Origin of the sequence: Nocardiopsis sp. NPDC058631 (genome assembly GCF_042716955.1) — a bacterium.
Classification (GTDB): Bacteria; Actinomycetota; Actinomycetes; order Streptosporangiales; family Streptosporangiaceae; genus Nocardiopsis.
Genome location: NZ_JBHXQY010000005.1, coordinates 89,693 through 114,091, shown reverse-complemented (window position 1 = coordinate 114,091; position 24,399 = coordinate 89,693). Strand labels below are relative to the sequence as shown.

The window sequence follows — 24,399 nt, the reverse complement described above, 5'->3', positions numbered from 1 at the left end:
CGTCGTGTACGTAGTCGACGTGGTCCCCGTGCGGCACCGCCACGTGCCCGCAACCCGTGCCGTGCTCGTGCGCATGCCCCTCGTGCACCTGGTGCCCCTCGGCGGAGCACTCGTCCACGTGGTCCTGGTGCTCGTGGTGCAGGTGTCCGTCGTGTACGTAGTCGACGTGGTCCCCGTGCGGCACCGCCACGTGCCCGCAACCCGTGCCGTGCTCGTGCGCATGCCCCTCGTGCACCTGGTGCTGCGTCGCCATGTCTCCCCCTGTGTACGTCACCGGAATGGTACGGGGACACCGTAAACCGGCAGCCCTCGCGAGGGAAACATATACGCGGCAAAACCCTCGGGTACGAAAAAGGAATGGGAACGGTTATGCTTTTCACGTTTCGCTCCGCGCCGGAAATACGACGAAAGATTCAGCCCCCGCCCGGACGCATACTCGGCCGTCATCGCCGCGTGGTCGCTTCTGCCGTCGCCGAGCGATACGGCCGGAAACGCCGCTTCGACAATGGCGGATCAGACCATGGCGGCCTGCTCCGCGAACCCGACACACTGACGACTGCCGCGGCAACGCGGATATGAATTCGTTCCGGTCCCGGATGCGGTTCGGACTGCCGAGTCGGCACGGGGGGCGGACCCCGTCGAATACGGCGAACGCGATCCTGGGGTAGGTGGATATCTCCCGCGGCGGGCAGCGCCGGCACCCGTGGAGTTCGGGAACGAGAAACCGGGCGCCGTGGCCGGAGAATACGCGGGACGCGCACCGCCCCTCCGGAAAAACAGGTGGCGGTGCGGGTGGGCCGACGTGTAGAACCGCACCCATGCGCAAGTACCCCCGCACCCGGCACATCCGCGGCTCCCGCCTCCAGGCGGGCGACCACGACCTGTCCGCCGTGCCGTTCGACGCGCTGTCCGGGCGGCACCTGGTCGTGGAGGAGAAGCTCGACGGCGCCAACGCCGGCATCAGCTTCGGGCCCGGGGGCGAGCTTCTCCTCCAGAGCCGGGGCCACTACCTGACGGGCGGACCCCGTGAACGGCAGTTCGCCCCGTTCAAGGCGTGGGCCGCGGCCGTGGCCCCCCGGTTGTGGCCGCGGCTCGGTGAGCGGTACGTGCTGTACGGCGAGTGGCTGTACGCCAGGCACACGGTCTTCTACGACGCGCTCCCCCACTTCTTCTGCGAGTTCGACGTGCTGGACACCCGCGAGGACGCGTTCCTGTCCACCCCCCGGCGCAGGGAACTGCTGGAGGGGACCCCCGTGGTGCCGGTACCCGTGCTGCACTCCGGCCCCCTGGACCGCCTGCAGGACCTGACCTCCCTGGTGGGACCCTCCACCTGCCGCACACCCGCCTGGCGCCAGGCCCTGACCCGGGCCGCGGTGGCCGGCGGCGCCGACCCCGAGCGCGCCCTGGCCGAGGGCGACGGCTCCGACCTGATGGAGGGCCTGTACATCAAGGTCGAGGAGGGCGACCACACCGTCGACCGGTACAAATGGGTGCGCTCGGGGTTCACGGCCGCCGTCCTGGACTCGGGCACGCACTGGATGGACCGGCCCGTGATCGCGAACGGCCTGGCCGAACCGGAGGTGCTCTATGCGGGTCTTCGATGAGCTGTGCCCCGCTCCCCCGTACTGGGACCTGGACTGGGAGCGGGTCAGGGCGGCCTTCCCCTGGGTGCGCGACCTGGCGGGGGTGGAACAGGACCCGGTACACCACGCCGAGGGCGACGTGGAGGTGCACACCCGGATGGCCTGCGAGGCCCTGGCAGGGCTCCCCGCATGGCGGGCACGGCCCGCCCCGGACAGGGTGCGGCTGTTCGCCGCGGTCCTGCTGCACGACGTCGCCAAGCCCTACTGCACCCGCCGGGACGGGGAGGGCCGTGTGAGGGCGCACGGCCACTCGCGGCGCGGCGACCTGATGGTGCGCCGCCTGCTGTGGGAGTCGGGACCACAGGGCACGGCCCGCCCGGGCAGGGCCAGCGAGGCCGACCACCTCGCCGCGGCGCGGTGGCGCGAGCACGTGGCGGCGCTGGTGCGCCACCACCAGGTGCCGTTCTGGGCGCTGGAGCGCCCCGACCTGCGCCAGATCGCGTTCCGGGTGAGCCTGCTCGCGCGCAACGACGACCTGGTGCTGCTGGCCACGGCCGACATCCTGGGCAGGCACTGCGGCGACACCGCCGAGGTCCTGGACAGCATCGGACTGTACGGCGAGTACTGCGCGGAGCAGCGGTGCCTGGACCGGCCGCGCGACTTCCCCTCCGACCACGCGCGGTTCTGGTTCTTCCGCAAACCCGACCGCGATCCCGACTACGCGGCCCACGACGACACCCGCACCTGGGTGACGGTCATGTCGGGGCTGCCCGGGGCGGGCAAGGACACCTGGATCGCCCGCCACCTCCCTCACACGCCGGTGGTGAGCCTGGACGCGCTGCGCACCGAACTGGGCGTGCGCCCGACCGCCGACCAGCGGCCGGTGGCGGCCGCCGCCCACGAGCGCGCCCGCGAGCACCTGCGCGCGGGGCGGCCGTTCGTGTGGAACGCCACCAACGTCTCCCGTCAGCTGCGCGACCAGTGCGTGGGCATGGCCGCCGCCTACCGGGCCCGCGTGGACATCGTCTCCGTGGAGGCACCGCCGAGGGTTCTGCGCGCGCGCCTGGACCGCAGGGACTCCCCCGTCCCGGCATCCGCGGTCGAGCGGATGGTCCGCCGCTGGGAGTGCCCCGACCCCACCGAGGCGCACCGCATCACCCACGTCGCGACCGGGGGGTAGGGCGGGGCAGGCTGCTGGAAGCCGGGCCGCGCCTCAGCAGGTCTGGCCTTCACCACTGCCACCGCCCGCCTGCCTGGGTCGCCCGGTCCGGGGCACGGCCGACTCACGTGGGCTGTACTCGCGGTGTTTTTGGAAGGGGCGGCCGCCGCGCACGAGTACGGCTATTCATGGGCTCGGCCGCGGCCGAGCCCAGAGTGGTCGCATGGCAAACACCGTGCAGAACCCGCGAGCTTCCTCGACCGCCATCGCTGGATCGCGGTCCCGCTGTGGGTCGCGGGGGCGGTCGTCGTCGGAGGTGGCGTCCTCGTGCTCACCATGGGGCGCCCACTTCCCGCCAACGGTCTATCCCTGCGCCTGGCCGATCTTCTCCCTGAGCCAGTCGGAGATCGCGTCGTCGTCCCGGGGGAACTTCCCCAGCTCGAAGACATAGCTTTCCGGCGACGGGGAAATCGGGTGGACCCCCAACTCCCTGTCATAATGGAATTCCGCCTTGAACTTTCCCGGCCTGGTCACCGAAATCGACATGGCAAGCCAAGCCCCCTTGCCCTCCTGGTACATCTCACCCTTGAGGAACTTGGCCTTCTTGTCGACAGGGCTCGGATGACGCTTCCTCTCCGTCTCCCCGTTCTCGAATGTTACGAGGTTCTCGCTCGCCGCAACGCCCCCGATGTAGTCATACCTGTAATTCATCGAGGCCCAACCGCCCGGGGCCGCCTCGACCAGTTCAAGGGCCATGGCGCGCACCAGCTCCTGCTGCTGGGCAAGATCCATCGAACTTCCTTCCACTAATTCCTTGGAGTCCGCGTGGGGTGGTTATCGTAATTCAACCTCGCCTGGTCCACACCATTAAGCGACCAGTCTACTACTATTTCTGAAGGCGGAGCTCCCAGATTATTCATTTCCTCGGGACGGTTCCTGTCGTACTGATGCGCATAGCTGTTGAGGTTGTCCTGCCTCGCCTGGAATTCAGCTCGGTTGAAATCCGTGAGTGAGTCATCGTATTCGACTTCCACCCGGAACGTGATCGAGGGCTTGTCGCCCGCGAGTTTGCGCCACTGGTCGATGAGAGCCGGTTTCCCACCCGGGTGGTTCTCCGCGTGACCGGTGCTGTACGCCCTGCCCAGGTTCCCGTCGTTCCCCGAGAGGATCCCGTGCCAGAGGTATTCGAGGCGTCCCCAGTTGTCGGCGAAGGTCGCGCTCCCACCGGGGTGGTTCAGGGACTTGAGCATGGGGATGATGTTGATGCGCTCCCCAGGGCCGGCGAAGAAGTTGCTCGCGATGACATGCCCGCCCTGCCAGGAAGAACCGTCGTAGACGTGTTCCACATCGTCGAGCGCGTTGTACTCGTCGAAGTAGTTCCTGCCCTCATGGCCGATGGGGGTCTGCCTCCGTCGGGTACCCCGAGGGCACCGAACCCGACCTGTCGGTACTGCCCTCACTGGTCAGGGAACTGACCGAACGGGACGTGCTGCGGGCTATGACGGTGCGGCGGGCGGGCGGTCGCGCCGACCTCACCTACGCGCCCCACTGGGCGGGCCTGCCGCTGCCGGTGGGTATGGCCCTGGGCCAGGAGGCGGTGGCCGTCATCGGCACCGGTCGCGCACTGGGCACCCCCGTGCGCCCGTTGCCGTTCGGGCCGCCGCTAACACCCGCGCTCTGGTACCAGGTGGGCACCGGGGTGGAGCACGACTCCTGGGTGCGGTTCCGGGGGCTGATGGCCCACCTGTACCCCGACGGCCCTCCCGACGCCCACGTTGGGGGGCCCAGCGGTGGCCCCGCCGACAGCGCCCCTTCCCCTGGGGGCACACACGCGACGGCACCGTGAGCCACCGCGCGATCACGCACTGAAAAGCCCGCCGTGTCTGTGTACGGCAGGGTTCTCGCGAGCCTTGGGCCCCGTGTCGCTCAGGGTGTCGGGGGTGCCGCTCCTGGTCCTGGTGGTCGTGGTGCTCGTACTGGTCCTCACGTCCGCCAACCTGGAGCCCCCGGGACCAGCCCCCGAACCCACGGTGTGCGATGGCACTGGGCGAGGCCCCCAGAAGCCCGACGCGGTCACGGCACCAAGCCGTACACCGCGGTCAGGTCCGCACCCTCGGGATCCTCGCCCAGGTCCAGGTAGGAGACCAGCGCTCCCGGTACGGGGACGAGGCGGTGGGGTCCGCCGTACCAGCCGTTCCGGTCCCGGTCGAGCTCGCCGCCGAGGGGGATCCGACGCGTGTTCTCCGCGGTGATCTCCCGTCCCAGTCCGCCCACCAGAACGGTCGGCACTCCCAGGCCGGCGGTGTACTCCACGCCTGCGGCCACCAGCGCGTCCTCCAGCACGACCCCCTCTGACAACAGCCGTCCGGGTTCGGAGTTCTCCAGCACCGTGGTGTCCACGACCTCTCCCGTGGCGTCGGCGTGGTGGAGAACGATCGGTTCGGATGGTTCGTCGGGGTGACCGCGTTCGACCAGGACCGCGCCCGCGCTGTCCGCGTGCGGGAAGGAGTCCTCGTCCACGATCCCGAACTGGTCGATGTCGAGCAGGTCCACGGGCAGGTCCGGGAGTCGGTCCTGTCCGGTCGTGGCGTCCAGGACGCGCTCGCCGGTCACAAGGACCGGTGTCGCGCCGGGGCGCGGGTGCCCGCCCCAGAACAGGATCGGCGTGGACTCCTGCGGGTGGGTGGGCCATTCACGCCGCCAGTTCTCCTGCCCCGTGGCCACGTCCAGTGCGACCACGGACGCGGTCCCGGCCTCGACGGCCTCGTCCCTCTGCTCTGCCCGGTCCAGGTCGGTCCAGGCGGGTTCCTGGTCCGGGTCGTGGTCGGCGCACAGTTCGCCGAGGAAGATCTGGTCGCCCCCTTCGAGGGTGCCTTCGACAGTAGTTTCCCGGACACACGGCACTCCTCGCCCCCGGTGCTCCGCTGGTCGGGTACGGAGACCTGGTTCCTCGCCCTCGACCTCCCAACCACGCGAAGAAGCTCTCGGTGACGGCGTTGTCGTAGCACGGCCCCGTCCGCCCCGTCGATGGAGCGGTCCCCGCCTCGGCGCAACGGCGGCCAAAGGCCGGACCGGTGTACTGGGTGGGTCCAACCGGCCGGTGCAACACCTGGTTGTCGGAGCGACCTCGGCTGATCGTCGAACACTTCCACGGGAGTGCGCCGACCCAGGACTTCACGTGGCCGGTTCTTGCCACTCCCGGGTTCTGTCCGGCCGATCCCGTGAAAGCTAGGCTGCACCGATGGACCGAACAGCCGAGACACCCGAGGTTCTCGCCCGGCCCGCGGATCCGGCTCCGGCGAACGGCTACGACAGCTTCGCCGAGGCGTACGCGTCCGACAACGAGAGCAACCTCCAGAACGCCTACTACGAGCGGCCCGCGATGGTGGCCCTCGCCGCGGACGTGACCGGCCGCCGGATCCTGGACGCCGGCTGCGGTGCGGGCCCCCTGGCCGCTGCCCTGCGCGACCGCGGTGCCGACGTCACCGGCATCGACGCCAGCGCCGAGATGCTGGCGTTGGCCAGGCGGCGGCTCGGCGACGACACGGACCTGCGCGTGGTCGACCTGGGCGGCCCCCTCCCCTTCGCCGACGGCGCGTTCGACGACGTGGTCGCGTCGCTGGTGCTGCACTACCTGGAGGACTGGGGGCCGACGCTGGCCGAGATGCGGCGCGTGCTCAGGCCCGGCGGCCGGCTGATCGCGTCGGTGCAGCACCCGTTCGCGGACTACGCGATCCAGGACCCCCGGCCCGACTACTCCGCGACCACCAGCTACTCCGACGAGTTCACGTTCAGCGGGCGGTCCGTCCGGCTGAGGTTCTGGCGCAGGCCGTTGCACGCGATGACCGATGCCTTCACCGCCGCCGGTTTCCGCCTCTGCGTCATCAGCGAGCCACAGCCCGACCCGGCCGCCCGCGAGCTGTTCCCCGAGGGCTTTCGGAGCCTGTCGACCAAGATCGGCTTCCTGTTCTTCGTCGTCGAGGTACCGTCCTCGCCCACCGGTTCGGAGGACTAGGGAGTGTTTTTTGGAGGTTTTCGGGTCGGCGAGCGGCCGTCCAGGCGATCTCTCGCAAGACGATGTGCGAAGTTCAGCCTGGTTGTGCTTCACGAGCGCAGAGGCGCGGCGAGAGGAAGCCTGGTGGACGCGGCCCGGAAGGATCCAAAAAACACGACCTAGTTCGCCGTCCGGCCTCGGGCCCGTGCCGGTCCGCGCCCCGGCTCCGTCACCGCGGAGCGGACGGACCCCCTGTTCCACCGCCTCCGACCTGGGATAGGCGCGATTTCCGCGTTCTCCCGCGCGGGTGCGTCCGGCGGGTTTAGCCTGATGCCGTTTCGGCGACTCATACCACGTCGGGTGACAGGGCAATGACTGAGCGCATCCATTCTGCCGTGCACGCGTGTCTGGAGTGGGCCGGGGGCCTCGACCCCCGCCCCGTCCTGGAGCCCCGCACCCTGCTCTTCCTCCTGGCCGCGCACCTGGACGCCGGGGCGCACGACCCCGGCGACTGGTCCACCGCGGACGTGCACGACATCGCCCGCACCGTCCGGTACTGGGACCAGACACCCACCGACCTCCGGGCAACCTGGCTGACCTGGTGCGACTTCCTGGTCGAGGAGGGGCTCCTGCTGTCCTCGGAGAGCCCCCGCAGGCTGCGCGGGGCCATCGCCGCGGTCGACCTCTCACCGGAAGGACCGCCCGGACCGGCGTACGGGGCCGCCGTGGAGGAGGCCGCGCGACCGCTGCTGGACCGGCTCGGCGTCGGGGAGGGTACAGGCCCCGAACCGCTGTGCCCCGTCGTCCCGGCGCCCTCCGAGGACCTGGACGCCGCCGCCCACCGGTGCCGCCCGCTGGCCGACGCCGCCCGGCTGGCCGCCTGGGTGGGCGAGGGCAAGGACCTGCGCTCCGACGGGGACGGGGGCGACGAGCTGGCCCCGGCCGACGCCGCCGGGGCCGCCGCCGCCCTGGGCCGGACGCCCGACGAGGTGCGGGCGCTGTTCGCCGTCGCCCGTCACGCCGGTCTGCTGCGCACGACGTACACGCGCGTCCTGCCGGGGCGGTCCGCGCGGGCGTGGGCGGAGGGGGTACCGGGCGCGGTCGCCGACGGCTGGGCGGACGCCCTGCTGACCATGGCCGGCCACCGCGGGATGACGACCTTCCTGCTGCTCACCGACCTGTTCGCCCACGGTGAGGCGCGCACGCCCGGCGAGCTGGTCGGGGTGTGCGGTTCCGGGGCGGCCCCCGCGGGCGAGGACCCCGGGCGGCACGTGCGCCGGGTGCTCGGCGTCCTGGCCTCGCTGGGTGCGGTCGAACCCGCCGCCGCCGGGCGGTTCCGCGTCACCCGGCTCGGCGACCACTTCATGGTGCGCCAGCTGCGCCAGTCGGGGGCCGAGGTCCTGGTCGCCCCGCCCCTCGCCGGGATGGACGCCGAGGACGTCCTCGCGCTCGTGGACGGGGGGCGCCCGGTGGACACCGAGGGTCTGCTGGAGAGGTGGCTGGCCGCGCGCGAGACCGAGAGCGCCGTGTGCGACCTGTTCGAGGCCGCCGACGCCCCCGACGCCTGGCACCGCAGGGAACGGGTGGCGGGGGCCCTGTCGGCCCTGGACGAGGACCTGTCCCCGGTCCTGCAGCTGTACGTGCACCACCCCGTGCTGGGCGGGTGGGCGCGCGGGCTCCGCGACGCCCCACCCTCCGCCGAGCCCCTGTCGCACCAGGCGGTGTGGGCGGTGCTCGACGGCTACGCGATCCGGTTCGACGCGGGTCGGCCGCTCCCGGAGCAGGACCGGGAGCGGTACGCGGGGTGCGCCGAGGAGTTCGTGCGGGCCGTGTGGCTGACCGGTCACCCGGTCGCCGACACGGTGCTGGACCGGCTCTCCGACGGGGCGCTGGGAGCGCCGCTGGCGGAGGCCGCCGGCCGGGTCCGGTCGGCCCCGGCCCTCTACTGAGGCGCTCGCCCCTCCCTCCCGGCGCGGTCCTTCCGCCCCCGGCCCCGCCGGGGGCGGGCCCTCAGTCCTTGACCACGAGCTCGTAGGCCAGGAGCTCGACGTCGGGCAGCGGTGACAGGTCCCGGTCGGGCACCCGCCGGAAGCCGCGCGCCCCGTACACGTACTGGGCCGCGACCATCTCCGGGAGCGCGGCCACCAGCAGGCGGGACACCCCCTCCTCGCGCGCCCTCTCCACCGTCGCGTTCACCAGGTCCCGGCCGACCCCGAGCCCCCGGGCCTCGGGTGAGACGGCGAAGGCGCGCACCTCCGCCTCGTCGGCGTTGCGGGCGATCTCGCTCTCCGGCGACCATGGCTCGAACATGATCGTCCCCAGGAGCCGTTCGTCCTCCACCACCACCAGGACCTCGCCGCGGCCGTCCGCCCCCAGGAGCCGCAACGCCTCGACGTAGGCCGGGTTCACGTTCACAAGGCCGTCGGCCGTGTAGGCCATCACTCGCAGTTCGCTGACGGCGTTCATCTCATCGGGAAGTACTCGACGCACGATCATGCAGGTCATTCAACATGATGAGGGGGTGCCGAGCGGGTCTTCGCCGCACCACTCATGGAGGGGAAATCGTCACCGTGAGTGACTTTTTACGGAGGTTTATTCCCAGCTTCCCCGCCACTGGAGATCCGCTCCCGCTCCCGGCCGCGCGGTGCCACCCGGGCGCCGCGGACGGCCGCGTATTCCTCGTGCCCGTGGCGGCGGGCGTCCCGGCCGTCGGCGTCCTCGGCAGGGCGCCGCGGCCGCTCCCCCTCGGCGGTACGCCGTGGGAATGCCTGCGTTGCCTCCGGGCCCCAGGGGAGCCGAGTCCGTTGTGGGAGCCTTACCGTCGCGCTCCGAGAGGTTTGTCCACAGGCCTGCGGCGGCCGGGCCCGGATCGTGCCACCCTTCTCCCAGAAGGGGGAACCGTGACCGACAGGACCCGCGACAGCGACGACCACGCACCCGTCATACGGCTCTTCAGCAGTGCCGCGGTCCTGGCCCGGGACGGCTGCCCCACGCACCGCCGGACGCGGGCCGACCACGCCCTGCGGCGGGACCCCGCGCTCCGACCGCCTCCCCTCGCGGACTCCCCGCTCGTCCTCCTCGACGCCGTCCTGGACCTGGTCGAGCACCGGGGGCTGACGGTCGCGGACGCGTGCTCGCGGCTTCCCGCGCCCGGCCGGCGGAGCACGGACGTGATGGGTGAGCTGGTCGTCCCGCCGCACGGCGGTCTGCTGACCTGGGTCCGGCACGCGGCACGGGCCTACCTCGGCGGCCTGGCCGGGGACGGTGCGCGGGACGGCCTCGTCCGCGTCCCGGTGCCGGACTTCTGGGTGCGGCAGTACATGCCGGACCGGGGCTCCTCCCACTCCCGGCCCTACGAGGTGTGCGCCCGGGGCCGCGGATACGCGTACCGGGACGGCGAGCACCGGGTGCGGGAGCTGCGCGTCCCGGTCCTGGGGCCGGCGGGCGACCGGCGCCTCGCGGACGCGGAGGTGGCTGTCGCCGCGTACGTGCTGGCCACCGGCGCCGGGGTGGACCGCGACGTCTACGCGAGCCGCCCCGGCCGCTACCGGAACGGCGTCCCCTACCCGATGAGGGGGCGCCACGGCGGCCCCGCCGCCGACCGGGAGCCACCGGACCGGGTGCGGGTGGTCCAGGGGTCCTGTCTGGACTCCTCCACCGCCGTGCTCTACGACGCCACCGCCGCCGAGGCGGGGGAGTTCTTCGACGCCGCGGGCCGGGAGGGCCTGCGCTCGGCCCTGGTCGGCGGGGCCCGGTCCCCCGGCCCCGACTGCCTGTCCTGCGGTGTGCGGTCCGGTTGCGGGCGCCTTCCGGCCGCGCCCGGGCTCCTCGGCGTCCACGACCGCTCCCGGCCCCGCAGGTCCTGGTCGGTGGCCGAGGGCCTGCGCTTCCGGGGCTGCCCGGCGCGCAACCACTTCCACTCCCTCGGCCTGCCGGGGGACCCGCCGGAGAACTCCGTGTCCGGGGAACCCGCGGCCTCGCACCGGGACGGCGCCGTCCGGGCCTGGCTGCGACGGCTGCACGGGCGACAGCCGCGCAGGGCCTGCGGCCCCGAGGACCTGCCCGGGGACCGCGGTTCCTGGAGCGCGGGCGGGCGGACGCTCAGCGGCGGGGAGGCCCGCCGGGGGGCCGCGATGATCGCCGCGCACATCGGGGTCTGCCCGCTGGGCGGGCTCCGGTCCGGGGGCCACGTCCGGGTGGGCCGCACCGTGGCCGCCGACGACACCCGGGCCGACGTCCTCGTCCTGGCCAGGCCCGACCTGCTCCACCACCGGGGCGGGTCCTGGTGCTACCGGGACGTCAGGACGGCCACCGCCGACCTGCCCTCTGACGAGCACGGCCTGATGGACCGCGAGCCCGCGCTGGCCCTGGCCGTCCTGCTCTTCGCGTCCGGGGCACTTCCCCTGGAGGCGGGGTCCGCGGTGGAGCTGGAGGTCCTCACCCCCGACGGCGCGCACGTGCGGTCGATCGACCCCGGCGCGGACGGGGTCCGGGCCGGGGCACGGCAGGTGGTCCACGCTCTCGCCGAGCCCTGGCACCGCGACCTCCGGCACCCCCCGACCCCGGGCGGGGTCTGCCGGGACTGCCCCTACCTGCGCTGGTGCCCGGCCACCGTCGGCGGGGCGTCCCGGGAGCGGGGGCCGGAGGAGCGTGCGCGGGGTCCCGCGCCGCCGGGGCGGTGACGGGCGGGGCCGCCACCGCCCGGGGTCAGGCGGTACGGCGCTGCTGCGGCACGGACCACTGGTAGGCGTCGGCCTGGAGGTCCCACAGCTCACGGTAGAGCCCGTCGGCCTCCAGCAGTTCCGCGTGGGAGCCCTCCTCCTCCACCCGTCCCTTGCGGAGCACCACGATGTGGTCGGCCATCCGCACCGACGCGAGACGGTGTGTGATCAGGACGACGGCCGCCCCGGTGCGTCCGGCGTGGGCGTGCAGGGAGGAGAAGAAGGCGTGCTCGGCCCGGGCGTCGAGCGCCGCCGTGGGCTCGTCGGCGATGAGCAGGGGCGTGGCGTCGCCGTCGTCGCCCCGGTAGAAGCCCCTGGCCGCGGCCAGCCGCTGCCACTGTCCGCCGGACGGTTCGGCTCCCTCCACGAAGCGCTTGTCCAGCAGGGTGTCCCACCCGTGGGCGAGCTCCGCCACGACCGTGTCGGCGTGGGCGGCGAGCGCCGCGCGCTCCAGGCGCTCCGGGTCGTCGCCGGGGCTGCTCATCACGACGTTGCGCCGGGCGGTCAGCGGCCAGTGGGTGTGGTCCTGGGCGATGACGGAGATCCGTCGCCTCAGACCGGTCCCGTCCACCCGGGCCAGGTCGGTGCCGTCCCAGCGGATCCGCCCGCTCTCCGGCCCGTACAGGCCGGACAGGAGCTTGGCCAGGGTGGTCTTGCCCGACCCGTTCTCCCCCACGAGCGCCACGGTCCGGCCGCGCCGGAGGGTGAGGCTGACACCGTCCAGGGCGGGGGCGTCCCCCTTCTGCCCGCTCGGGTAGGTGAAGGTGACGTTCTCGACCCGGATCTCCTCGAACCCCTCGGGAGCCGGTTCCGGATCCGCCGGGGGGAGCCTGCGCGCGGCCTCCTCCTCGAAGGCGACGAAGTCGGAGAAGTACAGCCCGGACTCGTACACGTGGGTCAGGGAGGACAGGGCGTTGCCCAGTGCCCCCTGCGCGACCCGGATGGCGACCACGGCCGCCCCCGCGACGGCGATCTCCACGACCCCGTCGACCAGCAGCAGTCCCAGCACCGCGAACACCGCTCCGGCGGCGAGGCCCCCGGCGGTGTTGCCCGCGAGCCGGATCAGGGACTGGCGGGTGGCCAGTCCGAGCTGGATGTCCAGCTCCCGGTCGGCGATCCTGTCGAACTCGGAGAGCAGCCGCCCCTCCATGGTGAACGAGCGGATCTCGGCGGCGTTGTCGCGGTTGATCATGATCTGTTCGAGCAGGACCTTGCGGCGGGCCCCCTCGGTGAACGCCATGATCATCCGGTACCGCAGACGGGCCGCCGCCGAGGACCCCCACCACTGGGGCGCCATGGCCAGGAACAGCAGCGGGAGCAGGAGCGGGTGCAGCACGCCCAGGACGCCGACGGCGGCGGCCACGCCCACGACCCCGGTGAGGACGTCGGCGGTGTGGCGGACGAGCGCGCCCGCCTGGTCGCTGCCGCGCACGTAGCAGCGGAAGAGGTGGTCGTGGAACGCGCTGTCGTCGAAGGCCCGCAGTTCGACGGCGGTGCACCGGCGCAGCAGCCTCTTCTCAGCGGCGAGCACCACCTGGGGCTCCAGTCGGGCCTGGGCGCGTCCGGCTGCCGCCGAGCAGAGCCCCCGCGCCACCAGGGCCGCGGCCAGCACCATCAGGGAGGGCAGCGCGTCCCGGAGCCGGTCGGGGGTGGGTGCTGCCTGGAAGAGCTCTGCGAGCACACCGCTGGTGGCGATGAGCGCCCACGCGGTGGCCGCTCCCACCCCGATGTTGAGCACGGTGGTCGCCAGGACGTCCCTCGGGCTGCTGCGCCAGGCCAGGGCGGCGGCCTGGGCGGTGAGGGCCGGCAGGCGGCGGCCGATCCGGGCCCAGGTGGCCTCGGACGCCTGGGCGCCGTAGTGGTTCCAGCGCGGTGTGGTCAGTGCGGGCAGGGACAGACCCTCACCGGTCCCGTCGTCGTCGGGTGCGGGTGGTGGCGTGGTGCGCATCGTGATGTCCTCACGTGGTCGGGGACCGGTCCGCACCCGTTTTCGGGCGCGCGGGAGGAGCGGCCGTGCCGTGTGTTCGCCGCGGCCTCCTCCGTGGCCGGCGTTGAAGTGCTGCTGATCATGGACCCGGCGCAGGACAGCCCGAAGGGGGTTTCGCGGTTGCGGTCGGACCGGATCCGGGTTCTTCTTCCCGGCCCGCGGCGGGGTCGCCCTGAGGGCCGGGGTCCCGCGCTGCGCGTGCGGTGCGAAATCCGCTCGGAGGGGCACGGCCGGATCGGCCCCGGATACGGGCCGCCCCGAAGCAGGCCGGGCCGTCACCGATCCAGGGCCCGCCCGTGCCCGGAATCCTCGGGGAGGCCGCAGGCCGCGGACAGGGGCCCTGGACCCGGGGGCCGGGGAGGCGGGCGGGGCGGGTGCGCCGCGGTGGGGCGGTCCGGGGTGGGAGGCGGGGACCGGCCGGGACGCCGAACGGCCGTACCGGCACCCGGGGGTGCGGCACGGCCGTTCGCATGGCTGTCGCGGTGGTCGTGAAGGCCGGTGGCGGGGGCACCGGCGGGGCGGTCCGCCAAGGGGCGGGGCGCAAGCGCGCGGGACCGGCCGAGGGGGCGGGCGCGGGTCCGGTGCCCCGCCGGGGGATCAGCCGGCCGGCTCCGCCACGGCCCCGCGCTCGCGCTCGACCTCGTCGAGCCACGTGCGCACGGCGGTGTTGTGCTCGCCCAGGGCGGGGGGCGCCAGGTAGCCCCGTCCGAACTCCTCCGCCTCGCCGGGGCCGCGGGGGTCGAAGCGCAGGGCCGACCCGGGCAGCTCCACGTCTCCCAGCACCGGGTGCTCGACCGAGACCACCAGGCCCTGGGAGCGGGTCTGGTCCCACTCGTAGACCTGGTCGACGGTGCGCACCGCGCCGCAGGGCAGCCCGGCCCCGCCGAGGCGGCTCAGCCACTCGTCCCGGGTCCCCTGGGCCAGGACCGCCTCCACCTCGGCGATCAGTGCCTCGCGGTGCGCCACCCGGGAGGCGTTGTCCCGGAACCTGGGGTCCTCGGCGTCCAGGCCGAGCAGCCCGGCGAAGCGCGCCCACTGCGCCTCACCGCCCACGGCCACCTGCAGCATCCCGTCCATGCAGGCGAAGGCGCCGTAGGGGGCGATGGAGGGGTGCTGGTTCCCCAGCGCCGTCGGCACCTCGCGCGCGACCGTCCAGCGCGTCCCCTGGAAGGCGTGCACGCCCACGATGGAGGAGAGCAGGGAGGTGCGCACCACCCGTCCGCGGCCGGTGCGCCCCCGCTCCACCAGGGCCGCGAGCACGCCCTGGGCCCCGTTCATCCCGGCCAGCACGTCCCCGATGGCCACACCGGTCTTGGTCGGTTCCTTGGACGAGGGGCCGGTCACGCTCATGAGGCCCGCCTCGCCCTGGGCGATCTGGTCGTAGCCCGCGCGCCCGCCCTCGGGCCCGTCGTGTCCGAACCCGGTGATGGAGCAGACCACCAGCCGTGGGTTGAGCTCCTCCAGGCGGCGGACGGAGAACCCGAGCCGGTCCAGGACGCCCGGCCGGAAGTTCTCCACCAGGACGTCGGCGGCGCGCACGAGCCGGGTGAGCTGTTCGACGCCGTCGTCGGACTTCAGGTCCAGTTCGATGGACTCCTTGTTGCGGTTGCAGGACAGGAAGTAGGTGCTGATCCGCTCCTCCTCCGGTCCGACGAAGGGCGGGCCCCACCCGCGCGTCTCGTCACCCGTGCCGGGCTGCTCGACCTTGATCACCCTCGCCCCGAGGTCTCCGAGCAGCATGGCGGCGTGCGGCCCCGCGAGGGCCCGCGACAGATCCACGACCACGGTTCCCCTGAGCGGGCCTTGCGAGCGGTCCACGTTCCACCTCCGGTGTTGTTCGTCCTGCCCTGGGCCGGCGGGCACGGGCGTGCGCGGAGGTCGCGCCTCCCCGTCCGCCGGTCGCCGACCGGGCGTGCGTGTCGAGCGGGACGCCCCTGCGGGAGGGGTGTCCGCGGCGGCCGGTCCACGCGGTCCGGCCGCCGGTTCTGCGGTTGTGCGGGTCAGACCCCCGCACCGAGCAGCCGGTAGCGCCCGAGGCGCCCGGCGTGCGGGGCATGCTCGGCGTGCGGGCGCAGGGTGGCGAGCTCGTGGGCGATGGCGTCGCCGACCCGGACGCAGAACGCCTCGTCCTCGTCGGCGGCGTCGCCGTCCTCGGCGATCACCCGGTCCACGACACCGGCGGCCAGCAGGTCGGCGGAGCCGATGCCCTGGCTCTCGGCCAGTTCGCCGGCGCGGTCGACGGTGCGGTGGACGATCGCGCTCGCGCCCTCGGGAGGGAGCGGCGAGAGCCAGGCGTGCTGGGCGCACAGGACGCGGTCGGCGGGGAGCAGGGCGATCGCCCCTCCACCGGTCCCCTCCCCCAGCAGGACCGACACCGTCGCGGTGCCGAGTGTGGCCATGTCCGCGAGGCAGTGGGCGATCTGGGCGGCCATGCCCCGTTCCTCGGCCGCCGCGGACAGTTCGGCGCCGGGGGTGTCGATGACCGTGACCAGCGGCAGCCGGAGTTCGGCCGCCAGCCGCATGGCCCGCCGCGCCTGGAGCAGCGCGGCCGGTCCCATGGGGGTGCGGGCGCCCTGCCTGCTCCGGTCCTGGCCGGCCAGGACGCAGGGGCGTCGGCCGAACCTGGCCAGGGCCACCAGCAGGGTGGGGTCGTCGTCCCCCTCGCCGGTGCCGTGCAGCCGGACGACGTCGGTGGCGGCGTGCCGCAGCAGGTCGCGTACGCCCGGCCGCTCCTTGCGCCGGGACCGCAGTACCGAGTCCCAGGTGGGGACGCGGGTGGCGGGCGCGGCGGGCGGGGTGGTGGGGGGCCGCGCGTCGTCGGCCGCGCGGTCGAGCAGGACGTCGAGGGCGCGTCCGGCGGCCCCGCCCAGTTCCTCGGGGGTGAGGACGGCGTCGACGAGTCCGTGCAGGCGCAGGTTCTCCGCGCTCTGGACCCCTGTGGGGAACGCGTCCCCGTGGAGGGCCTCGTAGACGCGGGGTCCGAGGAAGCCGATGAGGGCGCCGGGTTCGGCCGCGGTCAGGTGCCCCAGCGATCCCCAGGAGGCGAGGACCCCGCCCGTGGTCGGGTGGCGCAGGTAGACGAGGTAGGGGTGTCCGGCGGCCTTGTGCGCGGTGATGGCGGCGGCGATCGGCGCCATGGACACGAAGGCGCGGGTGCCCTCCTGCATGCGGGTGCCGCCGGAGGCGGGCGCGGCCAGCAGGGGGAGCCCCTCGGCGGTGGCGCGTTCGACGGCGTCGAGGAGCCGTTCGGCGGCGGCGACCCCGACGGAGCCGGCGAGGAATCCGAACTCGCAGGCCACGACGGCGACACGGTGTCCGCTCAGGCGGCCTTCGCCGGTGAGGACGGCCTCGTCGCACCCGCTCGCCGTGTGCGCGTCGGCCAGGGCGGCGGCGTAGGCGGCGTCGGGGCCCACGTCGGCGGGGTCGCTGTCCCAGGAGACGTACGACCCCGTGTCGAGGACGAGGTCGAGGAGTTGGTGAGCGGTGCGTCGGGTCCCCACAGCAACCTCCAAATGGTTCAGTGGCTAGGCCACTAGGCCTTAGGGCCAGGGTGGCATGCCCACCCCCGGTTTGGGAAGCCCTGCCGGAGGCCGCTTCCGCCCGCCCCCGCGGTCGGCCGCACCGACCGAATCCCGGGGCCCCCCGGGCGGGATGCTCTAGCCTGGAACCCCTCTGCCAGAGCCGGATGCGAAGATCAGGAGCCACCGAGCGTGCCTGCCAAATCCCGACCCCGACCGCCGGCTCGACCCCGTCTGTACGAACAGCTCGTGGAACGCCTCGTCGAACACATGCGGGAGGCCGGGCTGGGCGTCGGCGACCGGTTGCCGCCCGAGCGGGAGCTGGCCTCCGCGCTGGAGGTCAGCCGTGCTTCGGTGAGCCAGGCCTTGGTCGCGCTGGAGGTCCAGGGGGTCATCGAGGTCCGGCACGGCGACGGGGCGATCATCCGCCAGACCGTCTCCGAGCAGGGGGTTCTCGCCCTGCTGCGCGACCGGGCCAACCGGCGCGCGGAGATCATCGAGGCCCGGCAGGCACTGGAGGTCAAGCTGGCGGAGCTGGCCGCCGAGCGGCGTACCGCCGAGGACCTGGCCGCCATCGACGCGGCTCTGGAGCTCATGCGCCAGGAGGTCGAGAACGGGGACCGGGGGGTCACCGGCGACGAGCGGTTCCACGCCGCCATCACCGCGGCGGCGCGCTCGCGCCTGCTGACCCGGATGATGAACGAGCTCGCCCCGATGATCCGGGAGACCCGGCTGGAGTCCCTGTCCCAGCCGGACCGGCCCCAGGCCTCGCTCAGCGGGCACGAGCGGATCGGCGCCGCCATCCACGCGGGCGATCCCAAGGCCGCCGCGGACGCGATGCGCGAGCACCTGCTACTGGTCTCCCGCGTGGTCGGTCCGGTCGCCCCCTGAGGCGCCGCACCGGACCACAGGACGGGCCTGTGATCCGGTGCGGGTCCACGGGTTCCGCGGCGTCGGCGGACCGGCTCAAGGGCCCGCGCCGGTGCGGCCCGGGGTCACAGCAGGCCGGGGACGACCAGGACCCCCCACGCGATCAGCGGACCGACCAGCACCACGATGGCGCTGTAGACGAGGATCTGGCGGTAGAACCGGTCCGGGTCCACGCCCGAGGCGTTGGCCAGCACCAGGGCGCCGTTGGTCGAGAACGGGCTGACGTCGACGATGGTGGAGGAGACCGCCAGCGCCACGATCACCCCGGTCGCGCTGACATCGCCCATCAGGAGGAACGGGATCGCCAGCGGGATGGTCGCGCCCAGGATCGCGGTCGAGGACGCGAACGCCGACACGACGGCGCCGATGTAGCAGAGCACGAGCGCGACCAGCAGCGGAGCCCCCAGCCCGGCCGCCGCGTTGCCGACGTAGTCGATGGTCCCGGCGCTCTCCATGACGCCGACGAACGTGAGCATGCCGGTGATCAGCAGCACGGTGGGCCAGCTGATCTGGGACAGCGCGTTCTTCTGGGCCTTGGGGGAGATCAGCGCGAGCACGACCGTCACCGACAGCGCGACGAACCCGACGTCGAGGCCGAAGCCCAGGGCGAGCACGCCCAGGACGATGATGCCCGCGATGGTGGCGATCTGGTCGAACCGGACCGGGCCGCGGTCCGTTTGGCCCGCGGGTCCCCCGGCCGTGTCGGGCGCGCCCGCGGATCCGGCGGGTGCGCCCCCGGGGCCTCCGGTGGCCACCGCGACGGAGCCGGCGTCCGCGCCGGAGCCGCCGCCGACCGTGGCGGCGCCCGCCGGTGCCGCCACGCTCTCGGCGGCCTCGAACTCGTGGGCCCTGGCGCCGATCAGGCGGTTGCCGCCCAGGGAGACGAACAGGACCACCGCGATGCAGAGGTTGAAGACGAGGTTGCCGAGGAAGAGGGTGAGCGGAGCCACCGCGAGTCCGCTGTCGGCGACGATGCCGTTGACCGTGGCGCCGTAGACGCTGACCGGGGAGAACCCGCCGCCCTGGGCGCCGTGGATCACCATCATGCCCATGAGCAGGGGGTTGATCCGGTACCTGACGGCGAAGCCCAGGGCGATCGGTGCGACGATGGCCACGGCCGCCGGGCTGAGCGCGCCCACGCCGGTCAGCAGGGCGGTGATGCCGAACATGATCCAGGGGATGGCGACGACCCGGCCGCCGACCAGTCGCGTGGCACCGCGTACGAGGAGGTCGATCGTCCCGTTGTTCTTGGCGATCGCGAAGAGGTAGGTGACACCGACCAGTGTGAGGAAGAGGTCTGCGGGGAAACCGCCCAGGATGGCGTCGGTGTCCATACCCAGGGCCAGGACGCCGACGAGGAAGGCTCCGACGAAGGCGAGGGCGCCGATGTTGATCGGCAGGACCGTGGCGATGACGAACATCGCCAGGAGGGCGAGGATGGTGAGGAGTTGCGGGGTCATGTCGTGTACCGATCAGACGGAAAGCAGGGCTGTGATCTGGCTCATACGGCTCAGTGGCCTAGCCAATATGCCTTTGCCCGTCATGTCAACCCCCCAGTAGGACACTCCTGACGACACGCGCCCCTCCCTCCCCGCCCGCGGAGGGTGCGGACGTTCCCCCGGTGACCGCCGAACGGCCCCGGTGTCCGCGCCACCGGCCTCCCGAATGTGGAACCGGTGACCCCAGGGGCACGTCGTAACCAATGCCTGGTTCCCGTGACAGGAGCGGGGACCGGTCCGGTCCGTCGAGCCCCGAGTGTCCCCTGCTCATCCCTCAATGACGGGACCGTCCCCTCGTGGGGAGACAGGTGTCGGCGATCGTCGGCCATCCGCCGCACCGACCCCGGTCCTGCCGCCGGTGGGAGAACCGTCCCTCCCCCGTCCCGGCCCCACGGAGCCGCTGATCCGGTGGCCCAACGGGCCCGCGTCCGACGATCACGGCGCCCCGGCCTCGAACGCGACCCCCTCCCGGGCGTTTCACACCCCCCGTCTTCACCGAAACGCCCCCCGGGACGGCCGCGGAACGGTAAAAGGGGAGGGACGGGCACCACGGGGGACAGCAGGGAGCGGACATGGCGTCGAACGAGACCTCGCACCTCGACCACTGCGACATCGACCAGGCCGCGCTCCGGCCGGTGTCCCTGCCGCCGCCGCAGGTGCTCGCCCAGGTCGCCCTGGGCACGCCCCTGCTGTGCGACGCCCTGCGCCTGGCCCGGTGGAGCGCCCCGGAGACCCCCGTGTCCGAGCCCGGGGTACCGGGCCCGGAGAGCGCCCGCGCCGCGATCGAGCGGTTCGGGCTGTGGCCGTACGGACTCGTCCGCGACCGCGGCGCCCGCCTGGCCTGGCTGCGCGACCTCGGCTCGGCCGCGGACGCCGCGGAGTTCATGGCCCCCTGGCAGGCGGCCGTGGTCCTCGGCATGATCGAGCTCGACGCCGACCGCGCCCGACCCGCGCCGGGGCTGGAGGAGTGCGTCCACGACCACGAGGAGGTCCTGGACTGGTGGAGGCGGCTGTTCGAGGACGCCGTGCGGTGTGCGCGCGGCGGCCTCCTGGACCCCGACCCCCCGGAGTCCCACCGTCCCGAACTGCTGCCCGCGGTCCTGCTCCGGCTCTACGAGGGTCCGGACGGGGCCCGCGTCCCCCTGCCCTCCCTCGCCACGAGCGCCCCGCCCTTCCCGGGGGCACCCCCGCTTCCCCTCGGCCCCGAACCCGACCCCGACCTGGTGCTCCACCTGCTGTGGCAGCTCTCCGACACCGGGGCGGTCATCCTCAGCCCGAGCCGGTCCGGCCCCTGGGCCCCTCCCCAGCGCTGTCCCCGCAGCGACGGGGACGACGGTGACGGTACGGACCACGGGAGCGGCACCCCGCACTCCCCCGCCGCCCCCGACCCGGCGGGCTACCCCGACGTCGAACTCACCGACCTGGGCCGGTACGGCGTGCACCGGCTGCTGCTGCGCCGGGGCGTCCGCGCCCCGCTGGCCGAGGACCTCGCCGTGACCGGCGCCCCGGAGTTCCTGGACTCCCTGGCGCGCGTGTCGGAGGGCGACCGGGGCGCCCTGATCGACCCCTGGCTGGCCCGGCGCACCCCGGAGGAGGCGTTGGAGGAGATCGTCCTGGCGGTCACCGACCCCCGGCTGACGCTGCGCCGGCGCCTGGGCGCGACGGTCCTGCACATGGTCAGCTCGCGCCTGACCCCGCGGCTGCGGGCCATGCTGCGCGACGCCGACCGGGTCGCCGCCGGCCTGGCCGCCCTCGTACTGCTGTCCTCCCGGATGCTGCCGCAGGAGGAGATCGACGCGGTCCTCGACCGGTTCGGCCCCTGGCTCGTGCTGGACCTGGCGTCCTCGGCCCGGTCCGGGGCGCACGACCTCACGGCCGCGCTCGCCTTCGCGTTCCCCTCGGGTCTCGACACGTCCCTTTTGGAGAACGCCGACCGCCTGTGGCTGTGCGGGCACCCGTACACCGTCTCGGCGCTGGAGGCGATCGGACGCCTGCACCGGGACCCGCGGGTGGCCCGGGCGGCGGTCGGGGCCGCCGGGCGGATCCGGCTCCGGGGCCTGTGAGGGCACGCGGGCCCGGCGCCGGGCGGCCTCCTGCGGCACACGCCCGCCGGGTGGGCGGCCCCGTTCAGGGCGACAGGTTCCAGGAGGTGACCACCGGCCGGTCGTGCTCGCGTCCGAGCGTGCTGAGTGTGCCCGTGCCCAGGGCGAACAGCGCCCCGTTGCGGGGGTCCAGCCCCAGCCAGCGGGCGGTGACCACCCGCAGGACGTGCCCGTGCGCCACCAGGACCGTGTCGGGGGCTCCCGCGTCGCCGACCAGCGGCGCCAGCGGGGCCAGGACGCGGTCCACGCGTTCGGCGACCTCCTCGACCGTCTCCCCCCGATGCCCCGGACCGCCGGGGACGACCCCGTCGCTCCACAGGTCCCACCCGGGGCGCTCGCGGCGGATGTCGACGGTGGTGACCCCCTCGTAGCCCCCGTAGTCCCACTCCCGCAGATCCGGGTCGGTCGCGCCGCCGCGCAGCCCTGCCAGTTCCGCGGTGCGGACGGCCCGTGTCAGCGGGCTGGTCACCACCCGCCCGACGTCGCGGCCCTCCAGCAGGGGCCTCAGCTCACCCGCTTGGCGCTCCCCCTTCTGTGTGAGGGGGACGTCGGTCCACCCGGTGTGCCGGCGGTCCCGGCTCCACTCGGTCTGCCCGTGCCTGATCAGCACCAGTTCACCCATGCCGGGGTTCCTGCCCCGTCCGGCCCCCTCGGACTCCCACCGGGCGGTCCCGGTCCCCCGCGCCCCCGGGGCCTGCCGGTGAAATTCGTCAGATGCCGGACACCGGAGCCGATTCGTCGCTACCCTCCTGACCATGACGCAGCACACCGCAGGCAGTGACGTGCGGGAGCCGGACCCCGCGCCCCACGCACCCGTGACCCACGAGATCGCGCAGCCCCGTTTCCTGCGCCCCAACAAGGACCTGGCCGCGGCCATGGCGTGCGAGCGCTGCGAGGAACAGGGCATCACCACCCCGCCGGGCGGAGCGCCCCGGAGGCTGTCCAACGCGGAGTTGCGGGCGTACAAGAAGGAGCGCAGGCGTGCGCGGGAGGAGGCGCGGGCCAGGCCCCAGGTGAAGGTGCCCGTCGACCGCAAGCGCGCCCTGCCGATCGGCCCCCACCACGCGGCGCTCCTGCGCGAGCTGTGGGCGCGTCTGAGCGCCGCGCACGCGGGCACCACCCCCGACGGCCGTCTGCTGGCCCTCACCTTCGCCGTGCGGGGCGCCATCACGGGGCGGGCGAACTTCACCGGCCAGGATCTGCGGATGCTGCGTCTGGAGGACGCGCACGCCGCCCTCGTCGAGCTGACCTCGACCGGCTGGCTGGCCTCGACCCCGGAGGAGGTGATCGGGGCGGACGCCGCCCACCCCGCGCTGTGCGACCTGCCCGGCCTGCGGGGCGAGCTGTGGACGGTCGGCAACGGCGTGCGCTCGCGCGCGTCGGGGTGGCTCTCCCAGGCGCTCGCCCACAAGAAGCTCCGCAAGAAGCCCAACCGGCTCCGGCTGGTCGCCGCCTACCTGGCCGTGCACGCCGACCACGGCGGAGCGGTGTCCCTGCCCGCCGGGGAGGTGGTCGCGGCCTGCGCCCTCTCCGGGGCCGGGGAGCTGTCCGAGCTCCTGGCCTGGCTGGCCGAGGTCTCGTGGATCGAGGACCTCTCCGACGGCGCCACCGTGGGCGCGCGGCTGACCGAGATCACCCTGCCGCTGGCCGTGCGGCCGGAACCGCCGCGGACCCCGCCCAAGCAGGTCCCGGCGAGCACACCGCTCGACGTGCCCGTGGCCGACCGCGCGAGGGACCTGCTCTCGGGCCGGGAGGCGGCGGTGGCGCGGTGGGTGGGCGCCTACCGTGACGAGCACGGGCACGGGCCCAGCTGGTCCGCCATCGAGCAGGCGTTCGGCTGGCCGCCGCGCCAGGCGCCGGACCACGACGTCACCCACGAGGTGTTCCGGCTCCTGCGCGAGGGTGGCTGGCTGACCGGCTTCGGGGTGCCCTTCGGTCTGCACGCCGGGGAGGGGCGCCTCGACGGGGGCGGTTCCTGACGCCGCGGGCCGTGTCCGCTCCGTGTCCCGCCCGGACGCGCCTCCCTGCCGGGCTGCGGGCGGGGTGCGGAGGCTAGGATGCCGCCCATGTCAGATCATCGGATGACCCCCGCGCCCGCCCCTGCCACGGGGAGGCGCCCGTGAGCCGCAACGTGCTGGTCACCGGGGCGGCCCGGGGCATCGGCCGGGCCGTCGCCCGCGCCTTCGCGCAGGCGGGCGACCGCGTGGCCGTCCACTGCGGGAACAGCGTGGAGGAGGCCGAGCGCACCCTCGCGGGCCTGCCCGGTGAGGGGCACGCGCTGTTCCGGGCCGACCTGCGCGACCCCGAAGCCACCGCCGACCTGGTCACCGGCGTGGTCGCCGACCTGGGCGGGATCGACGTGGTGGTCAACAACGCTGCCGTCAACACCGCCCACCCGGTCGTGGGGACCTCCTACGAGCAGTGGCAGCAGGCCTGGCGGACCACCCTGGACGTGAACGTGGTCGCCGCCGCCAACATCGGCTATCTCGCGGCCCGGCACATGATCGACCGCGGGACCCGGGGCCGCATCGTCAACGTCGGCTCGCGCGGCGCGTACAAGGGGGAGCCCGACCACCCCGCCTACGGCGCGAGCAAGGCCGCGCTCCACTCCCTGGGCCAGTCCCTCGCCGTGGCCCTGGCCCCGCACGGCATCGCCGTCGCCTCCGTGGCGCCGGGGTTCGTGGCGACCGAGCGCGTCGCCGACCGGGTCACCGACGAGGTCCGCGCGCAGAGCCCCTTCGGGCGGGTGGCCGCCCCCGAGGAGGTGGCGGCGGCCGTGCTGTACCTGGCCTCACCGGAGGCGGTGTGGTCCTCCGGTGCCGTCCTGGACGTCAACGGGGCGTCCTTCCTGCGCTGAGCGCCTCCGGCCGCGCGGCCCGGCGCCCGGTGCCGGGCCGCGCGCAGCG

19 protein-coding genes and 1 pseudogene are annotated in these 24,399 nt (G+C 73.9%); 10 read left to right on the top strand and 10 right to left on the bottom strand.

Features of this window, described 5'->3' with window-relative positions; all coding sequences use genetic code 11:
• Positions 1-253 (bottom strand): threonine dehydratase (locus ACFWTE_RS03820; RefSeq protein ID WP_378777714.1); only part of this gene is annotated, 253 nt, incomplete at its 3' end.
• A gap of 565 nt (positions 254-818) precedes the next feature.
• Here ACFWTE_RS03820 and ACFWTE_RS03815 point away from each other — a divergent pair.
• Positions 819-1,604: an RNA ligase family protein gene (locus tag ACFWTE_RS03815; protein WP_378777712.1), complete on the top strand. Its 786-nt coding sequence runs from the start codon at positions 819-821 to the stop codon at positions 1,602-1,604.
• Entirely contained in the window at positions 1,588-2,763 is a 1,176-nt protein-coding gene (locus ACFWTE_RS03810; RefSeq protein WP_378777710.1) for an AAA family ATPase, read from the top strand. The genes ACFWTE_RS03815 and ACFWTE_RS03810 overlap by 17 nt, the downstream gene beginning before the upstream one ends.
• Positions 2,764-3,105: 342 nt before the next feature.
• On the opposite strand, the gene ACFWTE_RS03805 is transcribed toward ACFWTE_RS03810, so the two are convergent.
• Positions 3,106-3,534 (bottom strand): hypothetical protein, encoded by a 429-nt coding sequence (locus tag ACFWTE_RS03805; RefSeq protein WP_378777708.1) that lies wholly within the window; start codon positions 3,532-3,534, stop codon positions 3,106-3,108.
• A gap of 14 nt (positions 3,535-3,548) precedes the next feature.
• Positions 3,549-4,088 (bottom strand): hypothetical protein, encoded by a 540-nt coding sequence (locus ACFWTE_RS03800; protein ID WP_378777706.1) that lies wholly within the window; start codon positions 4,086-4,088, stop codon positions 3,549-3,551.
• Between the two features lie 74 nt (positions 4,089-4,162).
• On the opposite strand from ACFWTE_RS03800, the pseudogene ACFWTE_RS03795 reads away from it, so the two are divergent.
• Positions 4,163-4,588: pseudogene (locus tag ACFWTE_RS03795) on the top strand (DUF6177 family protein); the annotation flags it as partial.
• A gap of 227 nt (positions 4,589-4,815) precedes the next feature.
• Here ACFWTE_RS03795 and ACFWTE_RS03790 read toward each other — a convergent pair.
• On the bottom strand, positions 4,816-5,646 hold the full coding sequence (locus ACFWTE_RS03790; protein WP_378777704.1) for a hypothetical protein: 831 nt from the start codon (positions 5,644-5,646) through the stop codon (positions 4,816-4,818).
• A 337-nt stretch (positions 5,647-5,983) separates the two neighbouring features.
• Between ACFWTE_RS03790 and ACFWTE_RS03785 the strand changes: the two genes are divergently transcribed.
• A complete protein-coding gene (locus ACFWTE_RS03785) occupies positions 5,984-6,757 on the top strand; it encodes a class I SAM-dependent methyltransferase (protein WP_378777702.1) in 774 nt (257 codons plus the stop codon).
• 350 nt (positions 6,758-7,107) lie between these two features.
• Complete coding sequence (locus tag ACFWTE_RS03780) at positions 7,108-8,685, top strand: hypothetical protein (RefSeq protein ID WP_378777701.1); 1,578 nt, start codon at positions 7,108-7,110, stop codon at positions 8,683-8,685.
• A 61-nt stretch (positions 8,686-8,746) separates the two neighbouring features.
• Here the strand turns inward: ACFWTE_RS03780 and ACFWTE_RS03775 are convergent, their stop codons facing one another.
• On the bottom strand, positions 8,747-9,202 hold the full coding sequence (locus ACFWTE_RS03775; RefSeq protein ID WP_378777739.1) for a GNAT family N-acetyltransferase: 456 nt from the start codon (positions 9,200-9,202) through the stop codon (positions 8,747-8,749).
• Between the two features lie 434 nt (positions 9,203-9,636).
• Between ACFWTE_RS03775 and ACFWTE_RS03770 the strand changes: the two genes are divergently transcribed.
• A complete protein-coding gene (locus ACFWTE_RS03770) occupies positions 9,637-11,418 on the top strand; it encodes a PD-(D/E)XK nuclease family protein (RefSeq protein ID WP_378777699.1) in 1,782 nt (593 codons plus the stop codon).
• Positions 11,419-11,443: 25 nt separating this feature from the next.
• Here ACFWTE_RS03770 and ACFWTE_RS03765 read toward each other — a convergent pair whose 3' ends face one another.
• From ACFWTE_RS03765 to ACFWTE_RS03755, 3 genes are all read right to left on the bottom strand, one after another.
• Positions 11,444-13,405: an ABC transporter ATP-binding protein gene (locus ACFWTE_RS03765; RefSeq protein WP_378777697.1), complete on the bottom strand. Its 1,962-nt coding sequence runs from the start codon at positions 13,403-13,405 to the stop codon at positions 11,444-11,446.
• Between the two features lie 636 nt (positions 13,406-14,041).
• On the bottom strand, positions 14,042-15,262 hold the full coding sequence (locus ACFWTE_RS03760) for a CaiB/BaiF CoA transferase family protein (RefSeq protein ID WP_378777695.1): 1,221 nt from the start codon (positions 15,260-15,262) through the stop codon (positions 14,042-14,044).
• Positions 15,263-15,444: 182 nt separating this feature from the next.
• Positions 15,445-16,944, bottom strand: a complete 1,500-nt coding sequence (locus ACFWTE_RS03755) for a carboxyl transferase domain-containing protein (RefSeq protein ID WP_378777694.1) — start codon at positions 16,942-16,944, stop codon at positions 15,445-15,447.
• 210 nt (positions 16,945-17,154) lie between these two features.
• Here ACFWTE_RS03755 and ACFWTE_RS03750 point away from each other — a divergent pair, with 210 nt between their 5' ends.
• Complete coding sequence (locus tag ACFWTE_RS03750) at positions 17,155-17,853, top strand: FadR/GntR family transcriptional regulator (protein ID WP_378777692.1); 699 nt, start codon at positions 17,155-17,157, stop codon at positions 17,851-17,853.
• 104 nt (positions 17,854-17,957) lie between these two features.
• Here ACFWTE_RS03750 and ACFWTE_RS03745 read toward each other — a convergent pair whose 3' ends face one another.
• Positions 17,958-19,352, bottom strand: a complete 1,395-nt coding sequence (locus ACFWTE_RS03745; RefSeq protein WP_378777690.1) for an SLC13 family permease — start codon at positions 19,350-19,352, stop codon at positions 17,958-17,960.
• Between the two features lie 611 nt (positions 19,353-19,963).
• On the opposite strand from ACFWTE_RS03745, the gene ACFWTE_RS03740 reads away from it, so the two are divergent.
• On the top strand, positions 19,964-21,454 hold the full coding sequence (locus tag ACFWTE_RS03740; protein WP_378777688.1) for a hypothetical protein: 1,491 nt from the start codon (positions 19,964-19,966) through the stop codon (positions 21,452-21,454).
• A gap of 64 nt (positions 21,455-21,518) precedes the next feature.
• On the opposite strand, the gene ACFWTE_RS03735 is transcribed toward ACFWTE_RS03740, so the two are convergent.
• Positions 21,519-22,115: a histidine phosphatase family protein gene (locus ACFWTE_RS03735; protein WP_378777686.1), complete on the bottom strand. Its 597-nt coding sequence runs from the start codon at positions 22,113-22,115 to the stop codon at positions 21,519-21,521.
• A 133-nt stretch (positions 22,116-22,248) separates the two neighbouring features.
• Between ACFWTE_RS03735 and ACFWTE_RS03730 the strand changes: the two genes are divergently transcribed.
• Positions 22,249-23,472: a hypothetical protein gene (locus ACFWTE_RS03730; protein WP_378777684.1), complete on the top strand. Its 1,224-nt coding sequence runs from the start codon at positions 22,249-22,251 to the stop codon at positions 23,470-23,472.
• Positions 23,473-23,612: 140 nt separating this feature from the next.
• Entirely contained in the window at positions 23,613-24,350 is a 738-nt protein-coding gene (locus tag ACFWTE_RS03725) for an SDR family NAD(P)-dependent oxidoreductase (RefSeq protein ID WP_378777682.1), read from the top strand.
• Positions 24,351-24,399: the final 49 nt, after the last annotated feature.